General features: G+C 70.9%; 11 protein-coding genes. 3 read left to right on the forward strand and 8 right to left on the reverse strand.

The window, feature by feature from the left end; translation table 11 throughout:
• Positions 1 to 36 precede the first annotated feature (36 nt).
• Genes HV826_RS22935 through HV826_RS22970 form a run of 8 tightly spaced genes read right to left on the reverse strand, consistent with a single transcriptional unit; the run spans position 37 to position 11,348 of the window.
• Entirely contained in the window at positions 37 to 1,956 is a 1,920-nt protein-coding gene (locus HV826_RS22935; protein WP_176419145.1) for a tetratricopeptide repeat protein, read from the reverse strand.
• Positions 1,956 to 2,591, reverse strand: coding sequence for a hypothetical protein (locus tag HV826_RS22940; RefSeq protein WP_176419146.1), 636 nt, complete (start codon positions 2,589 to 2,591; stop codon positions 1,956 to 1,958). Before HV826_RS22940 ends, HV826_RS22935 begins: the two co-directional genes overlap by 1 nt.
• Complete coding sequence (locus HV826_RS22945) at positions 2,588 to 3,097, reverse strand: hypothetical protein (RefSeq protein ID WP_176419147.1); 510 nt, start codon at positions 3,095 to 3,097, stop codon at positions 2,588 to 2,590. Before HV826_RS22945 ends, HV826_RS22940 begins: the two co-directional genes overlap by 4 nt.
• Positions 3,079 to 6,348 carry a tetratricopeptide repeat protein gene (locus HV826_RS22950; RefSeq protein WP_176419148.1) on the reverse strand — a complete coding sequence of 1,090 codons (3,270 nt, stop codon included), beginning with the start codon at positions 6,346 to 6,348 and terminating at the stop codon, positions 3,079 to 3,081. The genes HV826_RS22945 and HV826_RS22950 overlap by 19 nt, the downstream gene beginning before the upstream one ends.
• Entirely contained in the window at positions 6,345 to 7,949 is a 1,605-nt protein-coding gene (locus HV826_RS22955; protein ID WP_176419149.1) for a hypothetical protein, read from the reverse strand. Before HV826_RS22955 ends, HV826_RS22950 begins: the two co-directional genes overlap by 4 nt.
• On the reverse strand, positions 7,946 to 8,581 hold the full coding sequence (locus HV826_RS22960) for an outer membrane beta-barrel domain-containing protein (RefSeq protein WP_163780492.1): 636 nt from the start codon (positions 8,579 to 8,581) through the stop codon (positions 7,946 to 7,948). The genes HV826_RS22955 and HV826_RS22960 overlap by 4 nt, the downstream gene beginning before the upstream one ends.
• Before the next feature lie 52 nt (positions 8,582 to 8,633).
• Positions 8,634 to 10,907 carry an AgmX/PglI C-terminal domain-containing protein gene (locus HV826_RS22965; protein WP_176419150.1) on the reverse strand — a complete coding sequence of 758 codons (2,274 nt, stop codon included), beginning with the start codon at positions 10,905 to 10,907 and terminating at the stop codon, positions 8,634 to 8,636.
• A 39-nt stretch (positions 10,908 to 10,946) separates the two neighbouring features.
• Entirely contained in the window at positions 10,947 to 11,348 is a 402-nt protein-coding gene (locus HV826_RS22970) for a hypothetical protein (RefSeq protein WP_255217368.1), read from the reverse strand.
• Between the two features lie 99 nt (positions 11,349 to 11,447).
• Between HV826_RS22970 and HV826_RS22975 the strand changes: the two genes are divergently transcribed.
• The 3 genes from HV826_RS22975 (at position 11,448) to mtsC (ending at position 17,139) form a co-directional block, all read left to right on the forward strand.
• Positions 11,448 to 13,868 carry an MtsA protein gene (locus HV826_RS22975; RefSeq protein WP_176419151.1) on the forward strand — a complete coding sequence of 807 codons (2,421 nt, stop codon included), beginning with the start codon at positions 11,448 to 11,450 and terminating at the stop codon, positions 13,866 to 13,868.
• Positions 13,869 to 14,050: 182 nt separating this feature from the next.
• Complete coding sequence (locus tag HV826_RS22980) at positions 14,051 to 15,640, forward strand: thrombospondin type 3 repeat-containing protein (protein ID WP_176419152.1); 1,590 nt, start codon at positions 14,051 to 14,053, stop codon at positions 15,638 to 15,640.
• A gap of 170 nt (positions 15,641 to 15,810) precedes the next feature.
• Positions 15,811 to 17,139, forward strand: coding sequence for a cell-cell cohesion MYXO-CTERM protein MtsC (mtsC, locus tag HV826_RS22985; RefSeq protein ID WP_176419153.1), 1,329 nt, complete (start codon positions 15,811 to 15,813; stop codon positions 17,137 to 17,139).
• The last annotated feature ends 22 nt before the right edge of the window (positions 17,140 to 17,161 follow it).

Here is a 17,161-nt window from a genome sequence, read left to right on the forward strand (position 1 = left end):
GATGCCCGCACACGCTGCCGTGGGCCCGCGCGCGGCCTACGGCGTGGGCGCGGACGCCGTCAGCCGCTTCAGCGCGTCCTTCGCATCCGGGTGGTCCGGCTGCAACTGCACGGCCCTCTTGTAGGCGTCCTTCGCCTCGTCGAGGCGCTTCGTCGCCTCCAGCAACTGTCCGAGCGCGTTGTGCGGCTCGGCGAAGTTCGGGTCCGACTGCGCGGCGCTGCGGAAGGACTTCTCCGCGCCCTTCGTGTTGCCCTGCTGGTACAGCGTGTGGCCCATGTACAGCAGGCCCAGCGAGTGGCGTGGGTCCACCGACAGCACGGATGTCAGCGCCTTCTTCGCCTTCGCGCCGTCGCCGCCACGCAGGTAGATGAAGCCCAGCTCCGCGCGAGCCTCCAACTGCGCCGGGTCCTTCGCCACCACCGCCTCGAGCTCCGACACGGCCAGGTCCGGCCGCCCACGCCGCGAGTGGACGATGCCCAGCCGCGCCAGCGCCGCGGTGTCGGCCTCTTCGCCGTCCTGCGGCTTGAGCAGCCCCTCCGCCGCCACATAGTCGCCCATGGCCAGCAGCAGGTCCGCGAGCGCCAGCTTCGCGGCGCGATTGGCGGGGTCCTCCTCCAAGAGGGCCTTGTAGAGCGGCTGCGCCTTCGCGCCCACCCGCTTCTGCGCGTACACATCCGCGAGCGCCAGCCGGTTCTCCGGCGTGGGGGAGAGCTTCACGCCCACTTCGTACTCGGCGATGGCGCCATCCAAATCACCCTTGGCGCGCAGGGCCTCGCCATAGGCGGCGCGGGCGCTCGCGTCCTTCGGGAAGGCGTCCACGGCCGTCTTCAGGGTGGCCACCGCCTCATCCGCCTTGCCCAGGCTGAGCCACGCGCGAGCGAGTCCCTGGTACGCCTCGGTCGTCTTCTTCCCGTCCTCGGCGCTCTTCTCGATGGCCTTCTTGAATGCCGCCACGGCCTGCTTCTTCTTGCCCTGCGTCAGGTACAGGTGGCCCAGTTGGATGTACGGCCCGCTGGACCGCTGGGGCTCCAGCACCACGGCCTTCTCAAAGGCCTTCATGGCCCGGACGTTGTCACCGAGCTGGTAGTACGCCAGTCCCAGGTTGAAGTGCGCCTCGGCGAACTTCGGGTCCGCGGCGATGGCCTTGAGGAAGGCGTCGGTGGCCTTGCGCGGGTCGTCCTTCCCGTTGAGCGCCACGCCCAGGTTGTTGTGCGCGCTGGCGTGCTTGGGGTCCGCGGCGAGCGTGCGCTGGTACTCTGCGATGGCGCCGTCCAGGTCGTTCTCCCGCATGAGGAGCACGCCGAGGTTGTAGTGCGCCTCGGTGTCACCCAGCTTCTGCCGGGTGGCCTCGCGCAGCGTCTCCTTGGCCTCGCCGTTGAGGCCCTTCTCCGCCAGGGCCTTGCCCAGATTCACACGGGCCACGTTGAGCTTCGCGTCCAGCTTCAGCGCCTCGCGGTAGGCCTCGATGGCGTCGTCCGTGCGGCTGGCGCGCTGCAGGGCCTCGCCCAGGTTGAAGCGCAGCTCCGCGTCCTGGGGCGCCAGCTCCACCGCCACCGCGTACTGGCTGATGGCCACGTCGCGCTCATCCAGCACGCGCGCCAGCAGGCCGCGCTCCGCCCGGAGGGTGGACTCCTCGGGGAAGGCGGCGATGGCCGTGTCCAGCACCGCGCGCGCCTGTCCCGGCTCCCCGGACAGCCGCAGCGCGCGGGCCAGGGCCAGCTTCGGCGGGATGAGGTCCGGCTCCTGGTCCACCAGCTTCTTCAGGGGCGCCACGGCCTTCTTCGGCGTGTTGAGCGCGAGGAAGGCGGTGCCCAGGCGATACAGGGCGTCCGCGTCATCGGGGGCCTCGGCCAACCGCGCGCTCTCCACGGCGGCGGTGCGCTCGAGCGTGGCCGTGTCGGGCTCGGCGGCCTGCGCGGTGAGGAGCTGGAGCACCAGGAAGCTGGCAGTCTTCATTATAGGTTCTCCACGTAGGGACTCGCGCGCGCGTCGAAGGTCTTCTTCGCGAGCGCCGCCTTCTTCGCCTCCCACGCCTCCCGCGCCGTCTTCTCTTCCTTCTCGTCTCCCGTGAGCTCGGCGCGCTCTTCCTTCACCTCCGCCTTGCACTCGGAGACCTGCTCCTCGAAGTCCTTCGGGTCCAGCCGCTCGCTGCCCTCGACCTTCGCCTTCCGGGCGACCTGCAGGCGGGCCAGCTCGAACTCCGCGAAGGCGCAGCGCAGCGCCAGCCGCTCCACGTCCCGCAGGCCCACGGTGAGCCGCTGCCGGGCGCGCAGATACTCCACGCGGGCCTCGGCCTCGGCGATGGCCAGCTTCGCCACCTCGCGGGACACCTCGTCCGACGCGCGGTCCACTTCATCCTCCGCGGCTTCCTGGCGTGAGCGGGCGCGGCGGATGTGGTCGCGGGCGCGGCCAATCTCATTGTCGGCCTCGTCCACCTTGTCGATGGCGAGCGCGAGGTTGTTCTCCGCCTCCAGCAGCTCGATGCGCGCCTCGTACGGGAGCTTCTTCTCCAGCGAGTCGGGCACGCGCATGTTGTAGCTGGCGCCGCACGCGGAGAGCAGGGGGAGGGTGAGCAGGACAAAGCGCTTCATGGAACCGTCGCCTCGAAGCTTCCGAAGATGGTGCGCCCGGAATAGGTGTGGGTGCCGTTGACGAACGTGACGTGGAACTCGCCGGAGATGCGCTGCCCCTGCTGACTGGGAAGGGCCTTCACCTTCAGCCCACCCACCCGCAGCTCCGGGAAGGTCCGCGCCGGCTCATCCAGCACGTTGCGGCCAATGGCGCCGCGCTGGGCGCCGTTGGCCAGGACTTCCGCCAGGTTGACGTCCAGCGAGCCGGTGTAGCCCTCCGGGAGCATGTCCTGCACCCGGGCGCTGACCTTCAGCACCGTGTTGGTGCCCGTGCCCTGCTGGGTGACGAAGTTCACCGCCAGCTCGCCTTCGGCCAGCTGCGCCTCCGCGCGGTCGTAGCGCAGGTCGAGCAGCGACGTCACGCTGCCCTCCAACTGCCCGCCCTCGTCGCCACAGGCGCAGAGGGCGGCGGTGAGCAGGACGCCGAGCCACGATGCACGCGCGGGCCTCACTTGCATGCCTTCCACCCGCCATCCACGTCGTTGCCGCCCAGCGAGGCCACGTCCTTGAGCACGGCCAGCTCGCGGCGGGCGCCGTCCACGTCGCCGAAGCGGCAGCGCAGCGCGGCCAGGTTGAGGCGCGCCTTGCCGAAGGTGGGGTCGGAGTCCATGGCGCGGCCGTAGGCCTCGCGCGCGCCCATGGCGTCACCCATGTGGAGCAGCGCCAGGCCCAGCGCGGAGTGCGCCGAGGCCCGCGTGTCCTGCAGCTCCGTGACGCGGCCCAGGGTGAGCTGCGCCATGCCGTACTGGCGCGCGTCCAGGTAGGCCAGCCCCAGCGCCTCCAGCGCCTCCGCGTTGAGCGTGCGCTCGGCCTTCTTGCGCAGCTCCTCCAGGGACGCCGGCTGCGTGGGCGTTCCCGGCTGCGGCACTGGCAGCGCCGCCGTCTCCGCGCGGGCGCGGCAGCCCACCACCGCGGCGCTGAAGACCTCCAGGGACTCGGCGCGGGACAAGCAGGCCTTGAACGCCTCGTCGGAGCGCGCCTTCAGCGGCGTCACCTGCTCCTTCACCGCGGCCCGGAACTGCTGCGCCTCCGCGGCGGAGAGGCCGGCGGGAAGGGCCGTGCTCTCCACCACGTCCGCGATGTGGCCGTACGCGAGCGCCAGCCGCCACAGCGAGGCCACCGCCCACTCGGCGTAGCCCAGCGACGCGGCCTGCGTGTAGATGCCCTCCATGCTCTGGAGCGCGGCGACCTTCTCCTCCACCTGGTCCGCGGGCAAGTCCCTGTAGCCGCGGTAGAGGATTTCGCCCAGGTACCACAGGCCCTTCGCCGCCTCCTCGGTGCCGCCGTTGGGGCCCTGCACCGCGGTGGTGAGGGTGGCGATGAGCGCGTCGGCGGGGGCGGTGGGCGCGGTGGTGGCCTGCACCTCGGCCAGCACCGCCGCGGCGGCGGCGCTGTGGCGGTCCAGCTTCAGCGCGGCCTCGGCCGCCGTCTTCGCGCGAGCGAAGTCCTTCTGCTTCAGCCGCGTCTGCGCCAGCAGCACCAGGACGTCCGCCTTGCGCGCGCCAGCGATGTCGGCGGCGGCCTCCAGGTCACGCGCCGCCTCCTTGTGCTCGCCCAGCGCCATGCGCAGCCGCGCGCCGGCCAGCCATCCGTCCACGGCGGCGAAGTCGCCACCCAGCTTCTGGCCCACCTGTTCGAACCAGCCGGCCGCCTCTCCGAACGCCGCGGCCTCCGCCGCGTGCCGGCCCAGCGTCAGCAGCACGTCCGACAGGTACTGGCTCTTCGGGTAGTCCTGCACCAGCTTCGCGCCCAGCTCGCGCTCGGCCTGCATGTCGCGCTTCTCGCGCGCCGCGGTGAACGCGCCGTAGAGCGCCTTCTCGCCGATGTCGGTGTTCTTGTTCTCGTCGGCGACCTTCACCAGGCCCTGGATGACGTCGCCCGTCTCCTGGGCGCTCTGCAGGGCCAACTCGTCCAGCGCCTCGGCGCGGCTCTGGGTGAGGATCTTCTGCACGTCCGCGCGGAAGCTGGCCGGCAGCGGCGCGCCCAGCAGCTTCTTGCCCGTCTCGTCCAGGCCCTTGAAGTCGTTGAGCTGCCGCAGGCTGTCCAGCGCCAGGTTGCCCGCCACGGGGGCTTCCTTGTGCTGCGGGTGGCTCAGCGCGAAGGCGGTGAAGAGCTCCGCGGCCTTCGGGTACTCGCCGTCCTCGTAGTAGGCGCGGGCGATGTTGAACTTCACCACCAGGGCATTCTCGCTGCGGGGGAAGCGCGACACGAAGTCGGCGCCCAGGAGCTTCATGGCCTGACGCGCGTCCGCCACCTCGAAGGCGTTGCGCTTCTGCGCCTCCTCCGGCTTGAGCGTGGAGAAGTGCGCCAGCAGCGCGGCGTTGAGGGCCTCCTCCTCACCCTTCGCGTCCTTGGCCTTCACGTGGTAGCGGGCCAGCTCCTCGAACTGGCGCGCGGCCTCGGGGTACGCGTTGGCGGAGAACAGCGCGTCCGCGCGGTTCTTCATCATCGTGCGCACGTGCTGCTGGGGCCGGAAGAGGCCCAGGTACGCCTGATAGGCCTCCGCCGCGCTCACGTAGAGCGCCTTGTCGTTCTTCTTCTGCGCCTCCACGTGGAGCAGGGTGGAGAGGTCGCGCGCCATCTCCTCCAGCTCCACCAGGTGCTTCTTGCGCTCGGCCTCCACCAGCTCGGGGTCCGTCTTGCTCTGCACCGCGGCGCGCACGAGGATGCGCAGGTCCTCGGCGTCCGGCAGCACCTTGCCCTTGGAGGCCTTGATGGCGTCGTAGAGCTTCTGGCCGCGCTCCAGGTCCAGCTCCGGGTCGTGCTGGATTTCCATCAGCTTGCGCAGCGCGGGGATGGCCCACTCGTACTGCTGCTTGATGAAGTAGCGGTTGCCCAGCTTGTCCAGCGCGAGCGCGTAGGTGGCGCGGCTGTCGCTGAGCTTCTCGAAGTAGTTGAGCGCGCCCTTGGCCGGCTTGGCCTCGGTGTAGCTGTAGACGAGGTCCAGCAGGGCCTCGCGCTTGACGTTGAGCGCCTTCTTCACGTCCACGCCGGGCAGCGGCGCGCTGGCGGCGGCGGCCTCGAAGAAGGTGACGGCCTCCGCGTGCTTGGCCTGATTCACCCGAATCCAGCCCATCTTGTAGCGGGCCAGGTCGTGCACCGGCGAGGGCGGGGCCTCCAGAATCGCCTGGTAGTGCTTCTCCGCCTGGCCCAGGTCGGCCTTGTCGAAGAAGTGGTCGCCCAGAATCTGCTCGGCCTCCAGGCGCAGCGGGCTGCCAGGGAACTTGCGCGTCAGGTCGCCGAGCGTCTTGAGCATCTCGTCGAACTGGCCCAGCTCGCGCTGCTCGTGCGCCAGGTAGAACGTCACCTGGTCGCCGTCCTTGAAGTCCGGGTACTCGCGCAGCAGCCGGTAGTACAGCTGCACGGCCTTCTGCTTCATCAGCCGCGTCTCGGGGGAGACGATGGCGCCGCTGGCCCCCTCCGGCCGCGTCTCTGCCTGGAGGTAGTACACGTAGCGGCTCTTCTCCACGTAGAGCTCGGCCAGCCGGAACTGGAGGTCCGGCAGGTAGGGCGCGTTGCGGCTCTTGGAGATGAGGCGCTCCGTCTCGCCGAGGGCGCGGTCCACCTTGAAGATGTCGCGCTTGAGCTTGGCGATGAGCTCGTCGCGCTCCTTGGCCTTGGAGACAATCGGGTTGATGCCCGGGCCGGGACGTCCGGCCCCGCCCGGGGCAGCCGCGAGCATCGCGGCGGCAATCAGGCCCGTCAGGTGGCCGGTCATGGCGTCTCCTCGATGCAGCGGCTGTCGATGCGGACCCGGTAGGAGCGCAGCTCGTCGTTCCAGTACTCGCCGTCGAAACGGTAGGCCGTCTGCGTGGGCGACAGAATCTGCTCGTCCTCCGGCGCGACAATCCGCGCGCCCTTCTTCACGCGCTCGTACAGCTTCAAGCCCACTTCGTACTCCATCAGGCGCACCTGCTCGGCGGCGCGCAGCAGCGTGTCCGCTTCCTGGCGGACGGCCTCGGCCAGCCGCGCGTCATGGACGCGGACCGCCTCGGCGCGGGACAAGTCATAGAGCTTCGTCAGGTGCGAGAAGAGCCGGTCGCCGAAGCTGCCGGCGTAGCGGCCCAGCCGCTCGCCCTCCAGCTCCAGCGTCTCCAGGAAGCGCGCGGCGCGCTGGGTGCTGCCGTGGGCGTTGGCGGCGCGGCGCAGGCGCACGTCCTGGGTGAGGTCCTCGCGGTTGCGCACCGCCTCCAGCGAGTCCGCGAAGCGCCGCGTCAGCTCCTTGGCGGCGCGCTTGGCCGGCAGGTAGTGGCACAAGTCCCGGTAGATGAGCGCGCGCAGCAGGTACTTGTCCGGCATGAACTCGTCGCGGAAGGACGGCGCGTCCAGCGTGGTGAGGATGCCCAGCGACGCGCGCAGCTCCCCCAGCTTGTAGCGGGTCCACGCCTCCTCCAAGTAGAGGCTGGCGCGGCCCGGGTCCAGCTCGGGCAGCTTTACGCGGTCATACGCCTCCAGCGCGCCCTGGAAGTCCTTGCGCTCGTAGCGCAGGCGCGCCACCGCCAGCGCCGCTTCGTTGCGCGCCTCGCGGGTGAGCTTCTCGTCCTCGGACAGCGCCAGGAAGTCGGCGATGATTTCGTCCGACGGCTCCTTCACCTGCTTCAGGCGGGTGACGAGCAGCGCGAACTTCGCGTGGCTGGCCTCGGCGGTCGTCTCCGACAGCTTGGCGAAGTGGGTGTTGGCCCAGCGCTCGTTGCCCACGCGCAGGTCCACCAGGCCCTGCTGGTAGTGCGCATACGCGCCCGTGTCTTCCGGGAGGAAGCCCAGGTCCAGCGCGCCGAACACCTGCTGCTCGATCATCACCTCGTCGTGCGGCCGGTCCGTCAGCGCCTTGAGCGTGTCCAGGGCGCGGGGCAGCGCGTTGGGGTTGGAGCGCTCGCGGGCGATGCGGGCCAAGTATGAGGCCCCCGCGTGCGTCAGCCCCAGGTCGATGAGGCTGCGCGCGAGGAAGTACTGGCCCCAGGCGTAGTTCTCATCCGTCTTGGGGGCGGCTTGCAGCCAGGCGTGGAGGGGCCCCGCGGCGTCGCGCGGCTTGCCGTCGAAGTAATCCTTGAGCGCCTTGTCGAAGACGCCCGGGTCCACCTTCTGCGGCGCGGGAGGCGGCGCTTCCTCGGCCGCGGCGTTCGCGGCGGGCTTGCCGGCGTCAGCGGCCTCGGCCTTGGCGTCTGAGGGGGCCGCGGCCGCTCCTCCCGCTGGAGGCGAGCCCTGCGCGGGAGCGGGGGACGTGGGCTGCGCGGCGGCCGGAGACTGCGCGGCGGCGGGCGCTGGAGACACGAGGAGCGCGGCGCTGGTGAGCGCGGCGATGAGCGAGCGGGAGGTCATTCCGTGGCGCCAAAGTTGAACGCGGTTCCGAACTGGATGAGCGGCACCTGGATGACGCGCGTGGGGCCGGTGAACACGGTGTTGTTCGTCACGTCCAGGCGCAGCGACAGCGTCTTGCCGGTGAAGAGGCGCAGGCCGAGCCCGACGTTGACGGCGGGCTTGAAGCCGCCGTCCCGGTCGAGCTTCACCACCGTGCCGCCGCCCAGCAGGAAGGCCTCGATGTGCAGCACGGACTCATTGAGGAAGGCCATCTTCCCGTAGAGCGGGCTCCAGATGAGGTCCGAGCCCACCATCCACTGCACCTGGTCCTGGAAGGCCGCGGCGTTGGGGGACGTGTTGAAGTCGCGCTCGAGCTGACGGCGCAGGCTGGTCTGCAGGTTGTAGCTGTACGTGCCGCGCCCGACCTGCCACCCGAAGGTGTCACTGAAGTGGTACGTGTACCCGACGGTGCCCACCAGGCCCTTGTAGTAGGCGTTGGCCGGCAGCACGCCCACGCCGAGCAGCAGCTCGTGGTGCATCCGGAATCGCCGCTCCTGGATGGCGGACACGGCGCCGGGATTCTCCAGCGCCTCGGCCTGCGCGCGGACGAGTCCGGGCGTCAGCAGCAAGAGGATGAGCAGGGCGTATCGCACGGTGGGGGCTTCCTGGGGGAGGACGGGAACGGACGCGCGGACTGAGGCCACGTCAGTAGCCGACCGAGTTGAAGAGGAACGGGTAGGTGATGATGACGACGCCACCCTTGGGGGAAGGGAACGTCCACGACTTCAGCTTGGAGAGGATGCAGGACTCGACGGAGGCATTGCGCAGCGTGGAGGACTTCGTCTTGGCGGCCACCACGCGGCCGCTCGCGCCGATGGTCCACTGCAGCACCACCTTGCCCGCGAGCCCCGGGTCCTTGAGCAGCGCGCGCTCGTAGCAGCCGTGGACCTCGTTGAGGTGGCTGTTGATGACGCGCGCCACCGCCTCACGGTCCACCGTGCCCTGCGTGGAGGCGATGCTGCGGGCCGTGGCGCGGGTGACGGTGCCGCCCACCTTGCCCTTGCCCACGCGGCCCGCGCCCAGCGCGCCGATGCCACCGCCGCCCTTGCCGCGCAGCAGCTCCGCGCCCAGCGTGGCGCCGCCGCCCTTGCCGCCGCCGCCCAACCCAAAGGTGCCCACGCCCGCGTTGGCGATGGGCGCCTTCCCGATGAGGCCGGACAGCTTGTAGTTGGAGTTCTTCACGTTCTTGCTGCCGGGGCCACTGCCGAGCTTGTCCACGGCGGCGAGCAGGTCCTTGGTGGCGGGTCCCGCGGCGGACAGCTTGGCCAGCGCCTTGAGCGCCTTGTTCTGCGGCGGCGCGGCGGCCACCGCCTGCTCGGGCTGCTTCGGCGGCGGCGTCTTCTCCGCCGGCTTGGGCGGGGCCTTCTGCGCCACCTTCTCCTTGGTGGGCTTCTTCGCCTGCTGCTTGATGGCCTCCAGCTTCTTCTTGGCCTCTTCCTTCTTCTTCGGTTCGGGCGCGATGAGGCGCAGCGCCACGGGGGGCAGGCTCTTCTGCTGGAAGTCCGCCACCTCCGGCTGGTGTGGCTTCAAGACGAGGAACGCGGCCATCGCGGAGGCGAAGAGGCCCAGGCACGTCAGCGTCAGCCAGGGCAGGCCCTTGAGCGGGTTGACGAAGACGCGCGCGGGCTTGGGCGCGGCGTAGGCCACCAGGGACATCTGCCCCTGCGTCAGGCGCGCGGCGGTGCCCTCGCGCAGCGTGAGGAAGCGGCGGCTGCCGTCGGACTCCAGGGCCGCGCCGGTGACGGGGGTGAAGCGGCCGTCACCCGCGCTCTTCTCCACGTCGGTGCCCGGCGGCACGAAGAGGCGGAAGGCGTTGTTGAGCGGCTCGGCCAGCGTGAAGGGCGCGCCCTCCGGCAGCGTGAAGCCCCACAAGGGCATGGCCCCCTCGAGGTCCAGCGAGGCCTGCACCGGCTTCTTCTTGTCCGGCGCGAAGCGGCGCGCGTCGCGGCGGACGGCGCCCCAGTACAGCTCCAGATAGAGCTGCGCGGTGCCCTTGCCGGACGCGATGCGCGGCGCATGCGTGGGCCGCGTCAGCGTGCGCTGCTCCTCCAGCAGCGGCCCGGTGGGCGAGGGGAGCGGATCAAGGGCGAGATCCGCCATCAGCTCGTCCGCGAACTGCATGCCCGGGTTGGCCACGGGGGCCGGCTCGGGCGCGGCCCTGCGGCGGACCGAGGGCACCGTGCTCGCCGGCACGCCCGCGGGGGCCTGCTGCGCGCCAGACACGGGGATGACGGCGGGCTGCGCCTGCGGGACGCCATGCGCGTGGGCCCCAGCGGCGTGGACGGCGGCCTGCTGAGTCACGGGCGGAACCACGGCCACCGCGGGCATGGGCTGCGCGGGCGTGGGGTAGGCCACCTGCGTCGCCACGTGGACGGGAGGAACCGCGGCGACCTGCTGTGGGGCGCGCGCGGCGGGCATGGTGGCGGACAGCGGAGGGACGCCCGTGGCGGGACGGAGCTGCCGCGCGGGGGCCGCGGCGTGCTGCTGCGGCGGCGTGTGCTGCGGGGCCGCGGCGTGCTGCGGCGGCGGGGCGAGTGGCGTGGGCGCCTGGGCCGCGCCAAGCAGCGCGGCGACCTCGGGCGGCGGCTGCGGCTTGGCCTCCTGCGGCTTCTGCGACAGCACGCGCGTCTTCAGGATGAACGGCCCGCAGAGGACCTCATCCACCGGCCGGATTTCACATGCGGAGACGCGGTGGCCATTGACGAAGAGCCCCGTGCTGGAGCCCGCGTCCTGCACCGCCGCGCGGCCGTTCTGGAAGTAGAGCAGGGCGTGCCGCGGCTCCACGGACGGGTCATCCAGGCGCAGGTCGGACGACAAATCCGAGCCGAGCGCATAGGTGCCCGGGACGAACACCTCGGTACCCACGAGGAGACCGTCGCGGAGGATGACGACTTGCAGGACGCTGGGCTGACCGCTCAACAGTGACGCTCCATTCAAGGGCTGGGGGGCGGTGCTGCCCTAGGGGTCGTACACCGTGGAGAGCGTTTCGGAGCGGAAGCTCTCGCGCTCGCGGATCATCGACCGCGTCTTCAGTTCCTTGCGGTCGTAGAGGTACACGGCTCCGGACTTGTTCGTCTGTCCCTGGATGAGCCGGTCATCGAAGTCGATGCGCGCCGGGCCCCGCTGCGGCAGCGGGTTGGAGGAGGCCGTGGCCGCGTCGCCCGTCACGGGGTCCACCACGGACGCGCCCTTGGTTTCGATTTTCGGCGGCGCCTTGGCGGCCGCCTTCTTGGCGGCCCTGGACTTCACCTGGCGCGAGGTACGGCCACGTTTCTGGGCCCAGGCTTCGGTCGGAGCCACCAGCGTACCGACGCCGATGAGCTGGGCGACAGCCATGCAGAGGAGGAAGCGTCGCATCATCAACAGGTTAAGCGATGCGTGTACCGACCTGTCAACGCACACTCCGGCGCGCACATGTGACGCTGTGCGCGCCCAGGTGTAGAGGGCACTCCACCCCATGTGGGGCGCGTCCACCACGGTAGGGCGGGATGTTTCCGGGACGCTGGAAAGATGGCGTGCGGTGCTGCGTTTCGAGCTCGCCGGGCTGATGGGTATGCTCGCGCGCGGAGGTTACTGGCGCGGATGAGCAGGAGTCGCAGGCGTGCGGTGCTGGCGGTGCTGAGCGTGTCGATGGTCGCCGCGGGAGTGGTGGTGTATCGGCTCCGTGAAGCAGCCGCGCCCGCTTCGGTCACCGAGGCCGAACGCCCTGTCTTGTCGTCGGTGGGGCCTCGGCTCACGAGCAATGAGACCTCCCAGCCGCTCTCCATCCAGGGCGAGCGGCTGGTGTCGGGCCTGTCGCTGTCGCTGGGGCCTCCGTTGTCGCTGCGCCTGCCGTTGACGGTGGTGGATGCCACGCACGCCTATGCGCGGCTGCCCGCGAGGCTCAGCCTGCCAGCGGAGGCGCCGCAGGCGGTGGTGGAGGCGCGGCTCGTCGGGCCGGACGGCACCGAGTCGGAGGGTTCGGCGCGGCTCACGGTGGTGAATGACGCGGCCTTCACTGACTTGACGGCGATGGTGTCCGCGCCGGATGGACGCACGCTCTTCATCGCTTCGTCGCCCACCGACACGGTGTTCGCGCTGGAGGTCGACAGCGGGCGCGTGTCGCGGCTGGCCACGGGAGACGGTCCCTCCGCGCTGGCGGCCTGGACGGATGCGGACGGCCGGCCCTGGCTGGGCGTGGCGCACCGGTATCAGCCGGAGCTGTGGCTGTACGCGCTGGACGCGCCGGAGGCCGCGCCTCGGGTGCTGCCCGCGCCGCTGGGGGCGGAGGGGCTGGCCGTGGATGGCCGTGCCGGCGTGGCCTTCGTGGCCGAGCGCGTGCGGGACCAGGTGCGGGCGCTGTCGCTGGCGGATGGGCGCGTGCGGTGGTCGGCGCCGGTGGACCCCAACCCGCGGGCCCTGGCGCGGTGGAAGGACCTGCTGGCGGTGGGCAGCCTCCAGACGGGGCAACTGGAGTTGCTGCGGCAGGAGGATGGGGCGCTCGTCTCCACGGTGGCGCCGGGCCCGGGCGTGGCCATTGTCGGGGGCAACACCGAGCGCTTCCGCGAGCAGGTGATGGGCGGCAAGGCGCCGCGCTTCCTGGTGGCGAGCGAGCGTCTGGGGCACGTCTTCATGTCGAGCCTGGGGCCGAACGTGGGGCCCAATCCCCAGCGCATGGAGGTGAGCGCGAACAGCGGCGTGTCGGTGGTGGAGCCCTCGCGGGGCAGCTACGTGCGGCACCGGGGCTTCGGCGCGGGAGGCACGGAGGGGCTGGCGCTGGATGACGGCGCGGGCCTGCTCTACGCGGCGGACGTGGGGCTGGGGCTCGTGCGGGTGCTGGATGCGCGAGCGCTGGTGTCGGGAGACGCGCCCGCTCGGCGCGCGGTGCTCCAGGAGGTGGCGGTGGCGCCGCCCGAAGGCACGCCGCGCATCCGGCCGCCCGAGGACTTCGGGGTCCGGGGCAGGGCGGGCGAGGCGCTCCATTCAGGCCCCAGCGCGCTGGCGCTGTCACCCGACGCGCGCACGCTGTATGTGCTCAACCGCTTCACCCGGACGGTGGCGGTGGTGGACGTGCGCGAGGCGAAGGCGGGCAAGGCGCGGGTGGTGCGTCAGCTTCCGGTGGAGACGTCCCGCGCGCAGGCCAAGCGCCGGCTGGGGCAGGTCCTCTACTACGCGGACCTGGGACGCACGGGCATCACCTGTGACGGCTGCCACATCGAGGGTCACACGGGAGGCATCTTCTACGAGAAGACGCAGCCCAACCGCATCTACCGCTCCACGACGCTGCGAGGCAGCCGCGACACGCCGCCGTACTTCACGCCCGCCAGTCACATCAGCCTCGTCGACACGGTGCGCTTCGTGGGCGCGCGCAACCGCTTCCACAACCCGGCCCCGTCGCCGTCGGAGGTGGAGGCGCTGGCCCTCTTCAACGCGCTCATCGTCACCCCGCCCAACCCCCATCGCGGCGAGGACGGTGCCCCGCTGGAGGCGGTGGAGTTGCCGGACGGCAGGGTGGGGCGGCCGGCGCGAGGACGCGCGCTGTTCGAGGGCAAGGGCGCCTGTACGACGTGTCACCCGGCGCCGCTCTACACCTTGGACCAGGACCTGGCCACGCGGGGCCGGTATCTGGAGGTGGGCACGCCCGTGGCGCTGCCGCTGCGGCTGGAGCAGCAGGACCTGGCGCCCGGCGCGGCGACGCCCTCCCTGGTGGGAGCGTGGGACGTGTGGCCCCTGCTGACGAGCGGCACCGCCGGCTACGGGGTGAAGGACCACCGGCTCGTGGTGGAGACGCGCTTCGCGCTGCGCGCGCTGCTGGAGACGTCCGGGCCCCAGCATGGCGACGCCAGGGCACTCTCGTCTGAAGAGCGCGACGACCTGCTGGCGTTCCTGCTCACCCTGTAGGATGTCACCTGGCTGCCCATACCCGGAGGACACCGGGCTTCACGGCGCCTCCGGGTGGCCCGACGCCCGTTCCACGGGGGGGCGAATTGTCGGCCCGGGCTGTGCCACTTGAGCGGTGCCTGCGGGCTTCGTGTCACGAGCACTTGCGTTGTCACCGGGGCCTAAGGTGTACAATCGGACTGATGCGCGCCCTCTCGCGGTCCGTCTGGCTCATTCCCGTGCTGTTGCTGTCGTGTTCCGACGCGGGCCTCTACGCGCTCAATGGCCGGGGACCCGGCGGAAAGGACCGCGCCAGCTTCTCTGGGACGGTCTGCGTGCCGCTCGCGGGCGGCGAGGCCTTTCCCACGAAGGTGATTTTCGCGCTCCAGGGCGGCGAAGGCGTCGAGCGCGAGGTGGTGGGTTACGCCACCGATGCGCTGTCCACGCTCTCCAGCCGCTTCTCCGGTCCCTTCGTCCACTTCAGCCTGGTGGCGTACCACACGGTGGCCACCGGCCTGCTGGGCAGCTTCTCGGATGCGTCCGACTTCCAGGCCGCGCTGCCGCGCTACGCCACCTACCAGGAGTCCGGCCCCGTGAGCGTCCGCGCCGCCCTGCGGCTGGCCAAGACGCTGCTGTCGGGCGACATGCAGACGTCCTGCCGCGGCGAGGTCGCTCGCACGCGCTACGTCATCGTCGTCGTGGTCCGCAGCCAGGACACCAGCTGCGCCAACCCGGCCTTCAACGTGGGGCTCGACTCGCGCTGCAGCGCGCTGGGCAACACGTCGGCGTGCAGCCAGTGTGAGCTCACCGCCGTCACCGGCGAAATCAAGGCGCTGGCCTCGCAGTTCAGCGCGGGCGAGGTGGTGGTGCAGCCCATCTACGTGCGCGGCGAGACGCCAGACCCCATCACCCGCCAGCACGTGGCCGCCATCGCCGCCGCCGGCGGCACCGAGCCGCTGGAGACGGACGCGGCGGGCCTGTCGGGCACCCTCACCAACATCCAGTACGCCGCGCGGACCAACACCCTCAAGCTCAAGCGCTTCTTCGCCTACAACCGCAACGTGGTGGTGCGCGCTGGACAGGTGCTCGTCGACAGCGACGGAGACGGCCTGCCCGACGAGGATGAGGAGCTGATGGGCACCGACCCCCTGCGCCAGGACACGGACCAGGACGGGTTGATGGACGGCGTCGAGGTCCGCATGGGACTGGACCCGCTCCAGCCGGACATCATCAACGGCTGCAACGTGTCCCTGGACGAGGACGGCGACCGGCTCAACACCTGCGAGGAGCGCGTGCTGGGCACCAACGCCTGCATCGGTGACACGGATGGGGACGCGCTCCCGGACCTGGTGGAGGCGCTGGCGATGACGAACCCGCTCATCCCCGAGGACCTGCTCGACACGGACCGCGACGGCGTCACCAACGTGGCGGAGGTGGAGGCGCACGCGGACCCGCTCAGCGCCGACCTCGACTTCCACCGCGAGCGTGGCTACGGCTACGAGCTGGTGGAGACCACGCCCACCGCGGATGGCCGCAGCTGCTACCAGGTGCGCGTGGAGAACGTCACCGTCGTCCCCACCCGCGAGCGGGCACACCCTTTCATCCCGGGTGAAGTCATCAAGGCGGGCACCAACGAGGTGTACCTGTACCTCCAGGCCGGCCGGGACAATGATCCACGAGGCGCGGGCATCGGCTCGCTGCTCATCCAGGAAATCCAATACAGCGAAGAGGGGGGCCGCCTGCCGGCCGGCATCATTCCCCTGGAGCCCGACACCTTCATCCCGGGGACCTGACGCCCTGCGAGGGTGTGGGGTGTACCCCTCGCCTTCACTGGGGAGTCCCCCCCACATCCTCAGCTTGACGTGCTCCTCCTCGTGTCCAACTCGCTGACATTCCAGGGTTTCTCCCAAGTGTCTGGTACGGATCGTTCCTTGCTAGGCGTCCGGTGTTGAAAGGAGTCACCATGACACGCGCTCGTTTCGCTTCAGCCCTCACGCTGGGGGCTTTCCTCGTCCTCGGCCCCACGGGGGCGCTGGCACAGAACAACAACAATCCCGACAACCCGGAGTGCCTGGGGGACCGGTGCGGCATGCCGCTGGAGGTCGGCGGTGGCTGTGGCTGCGGCGCGGGCGGCAGCGTGTGGGTGAACTACACGGACGACGGCGACACGCTGTCGTACACGGACGACGCGGACGGCGACGGCCGCGCGGATGACCGCGACAACTGTCCCTTCGTCTCCAACCGCGACCAGGCGGACGACGACGGCGACGACGTGGGCAACTCCTGCGACAACTGCTCCACGCTCTCCAACTTCCAGCAGCGCGACGCGGACGGCGACGGCATCGGCGACGACTGCGACCCGGACCAGGACAACGACGGCAAGGTCAACGCGGAGGACAACTGCCCGCTGGTTCCCAACCCGGGCCAGGAGGACCTGGACCGTGACGGCCTGGGCGACGTCTGCGACCTGGACGACGACGGCGACGGCGTGCCGGACGGCGAGGACAACTGCCCCCGCGGCTACAACCCGGACCAGGCGATGCCGGAGGACGTCACCGAGTGCCGCGTGGACGCGGACGGCGACAACATCTCCGACAGCAGCGACAACTGCCCCGGCGTGCCCAACCCCGACCAGCGCGACACGGACGGTGACGGCGTGGGCGACGCGTGCGACCCCGACATCGACGGCGACAGCGTGCTCAACACGCAGGACAACTGCCCCGCCGTCGACAACCGCGACCAGCGCGACGATGACCGGGACGGCATGGGCGACGCGTGCGACACGCGCTACTGCCTGGTGACGAACCCCGAGCGCCCCGACGACTGCCTGGACCCGAAGTCGCCGTTCACCGTCAGCGCCGGTGGCCTGTTCCGCACGGACGAGGCCGGCATCACCATCCGTCCGCCGCTGTTCGCCAACCGCAACGGCGCGGCCATGGAGTACGAGTGGGCGGTGGTGAAGCGTCCCTCGGGCTCCACCGCGGTGGTGGAGCGTCCGCAGGGCGCGGTGACGCTCAGCCGTGACTGGCAGTACATGTACGTCGACGGCAGCGTGCCCACCTTCGTCCCGGACAAGAAGGGCGAGTACCAGCTCCAGCTGACCGCGCGCCTGGCCTTCTCCGACCGCGTGTTCCCCGACCAGCGCGTGTCCACCTCCACCCTCACGGTGCTCGTGGGGGATGACTCGGAGGAGGGCAACAGCTGCAGCTCGGTGCCCGTGGGCTTCAGCGCCACCGCCCTGGGCGCCGCGCTGCTCAGCGTGCTGATGCGCCGCCGCCGTCCCCAGCAGTAACCTCGCCGTTCCCCCACCAGGA

Source organism: Myxococcus sp. AM010, assembly GCF_013372585.1.
Classification (GTDB): domain Bacteria; phylum Myxococcota; class Myxococcia; order Myxococcales; family Myxococcaceae; genus Myxococcus; species Myxococcus vastator.

What these genes read in the sequence shown, in the direction of transcription:
- HV826_RS22935 (WP_176419145.1), bottom strand. Translation starts at nt 1,956, where the DNA reads ATGAAGACTGCCAGCTTCCTGGTGCTCCAGCTCCTCACCGCGCAGGCC.
- HV826_RS22940 (WP_176419146.1), bottom strand. Translation starts at nt 2,591, where the DNA reads ATGAAGCGCTTTGTCCTGCTCACCCTCCCCCTGCTCTCCGCGTGCGGC.
- HV826_RS22950 (WP_176419148.1), bottom strand. Translation starts at nt 6,348, where the DNA reads ATGACCGGCCACCTGACGGGCCTGATTGCCGCCGCGATGCTCGCGGCT.
- HV826_RS22955 (WP_176419149.1), bottom strand. Translation starts at nt 7,949, where the DNA reads ATGACCTCCCGCTCGCTCATCGCCGCGCTCACCAGCGCCGCGCTCCTC.
- HV826_RS22970 (WP_255217368.1), bottom strand. Translation starts at nt 11,348, where the DNA reads ATGATGCGACGCTTCCTCCTCTGCATGGCTGTCGCCCAGCTCATCGGC.
- HV826_RS22980 (WP_176419152.1), top strand. Translation starts at nt 14,051, where the DNA reads ATGCGCGCCCTCTCGCGGTCCGTCTGGCTCATTCCCGTGCTGTTGCTG.
- mtsC (WP_176419153.1), top strand. Translation starts at nt 15,811, where the DNA reads ATGACACGCGCTCGTTTCGCTTCAGCCCTCACGCTGGGGGCTTTCCTC.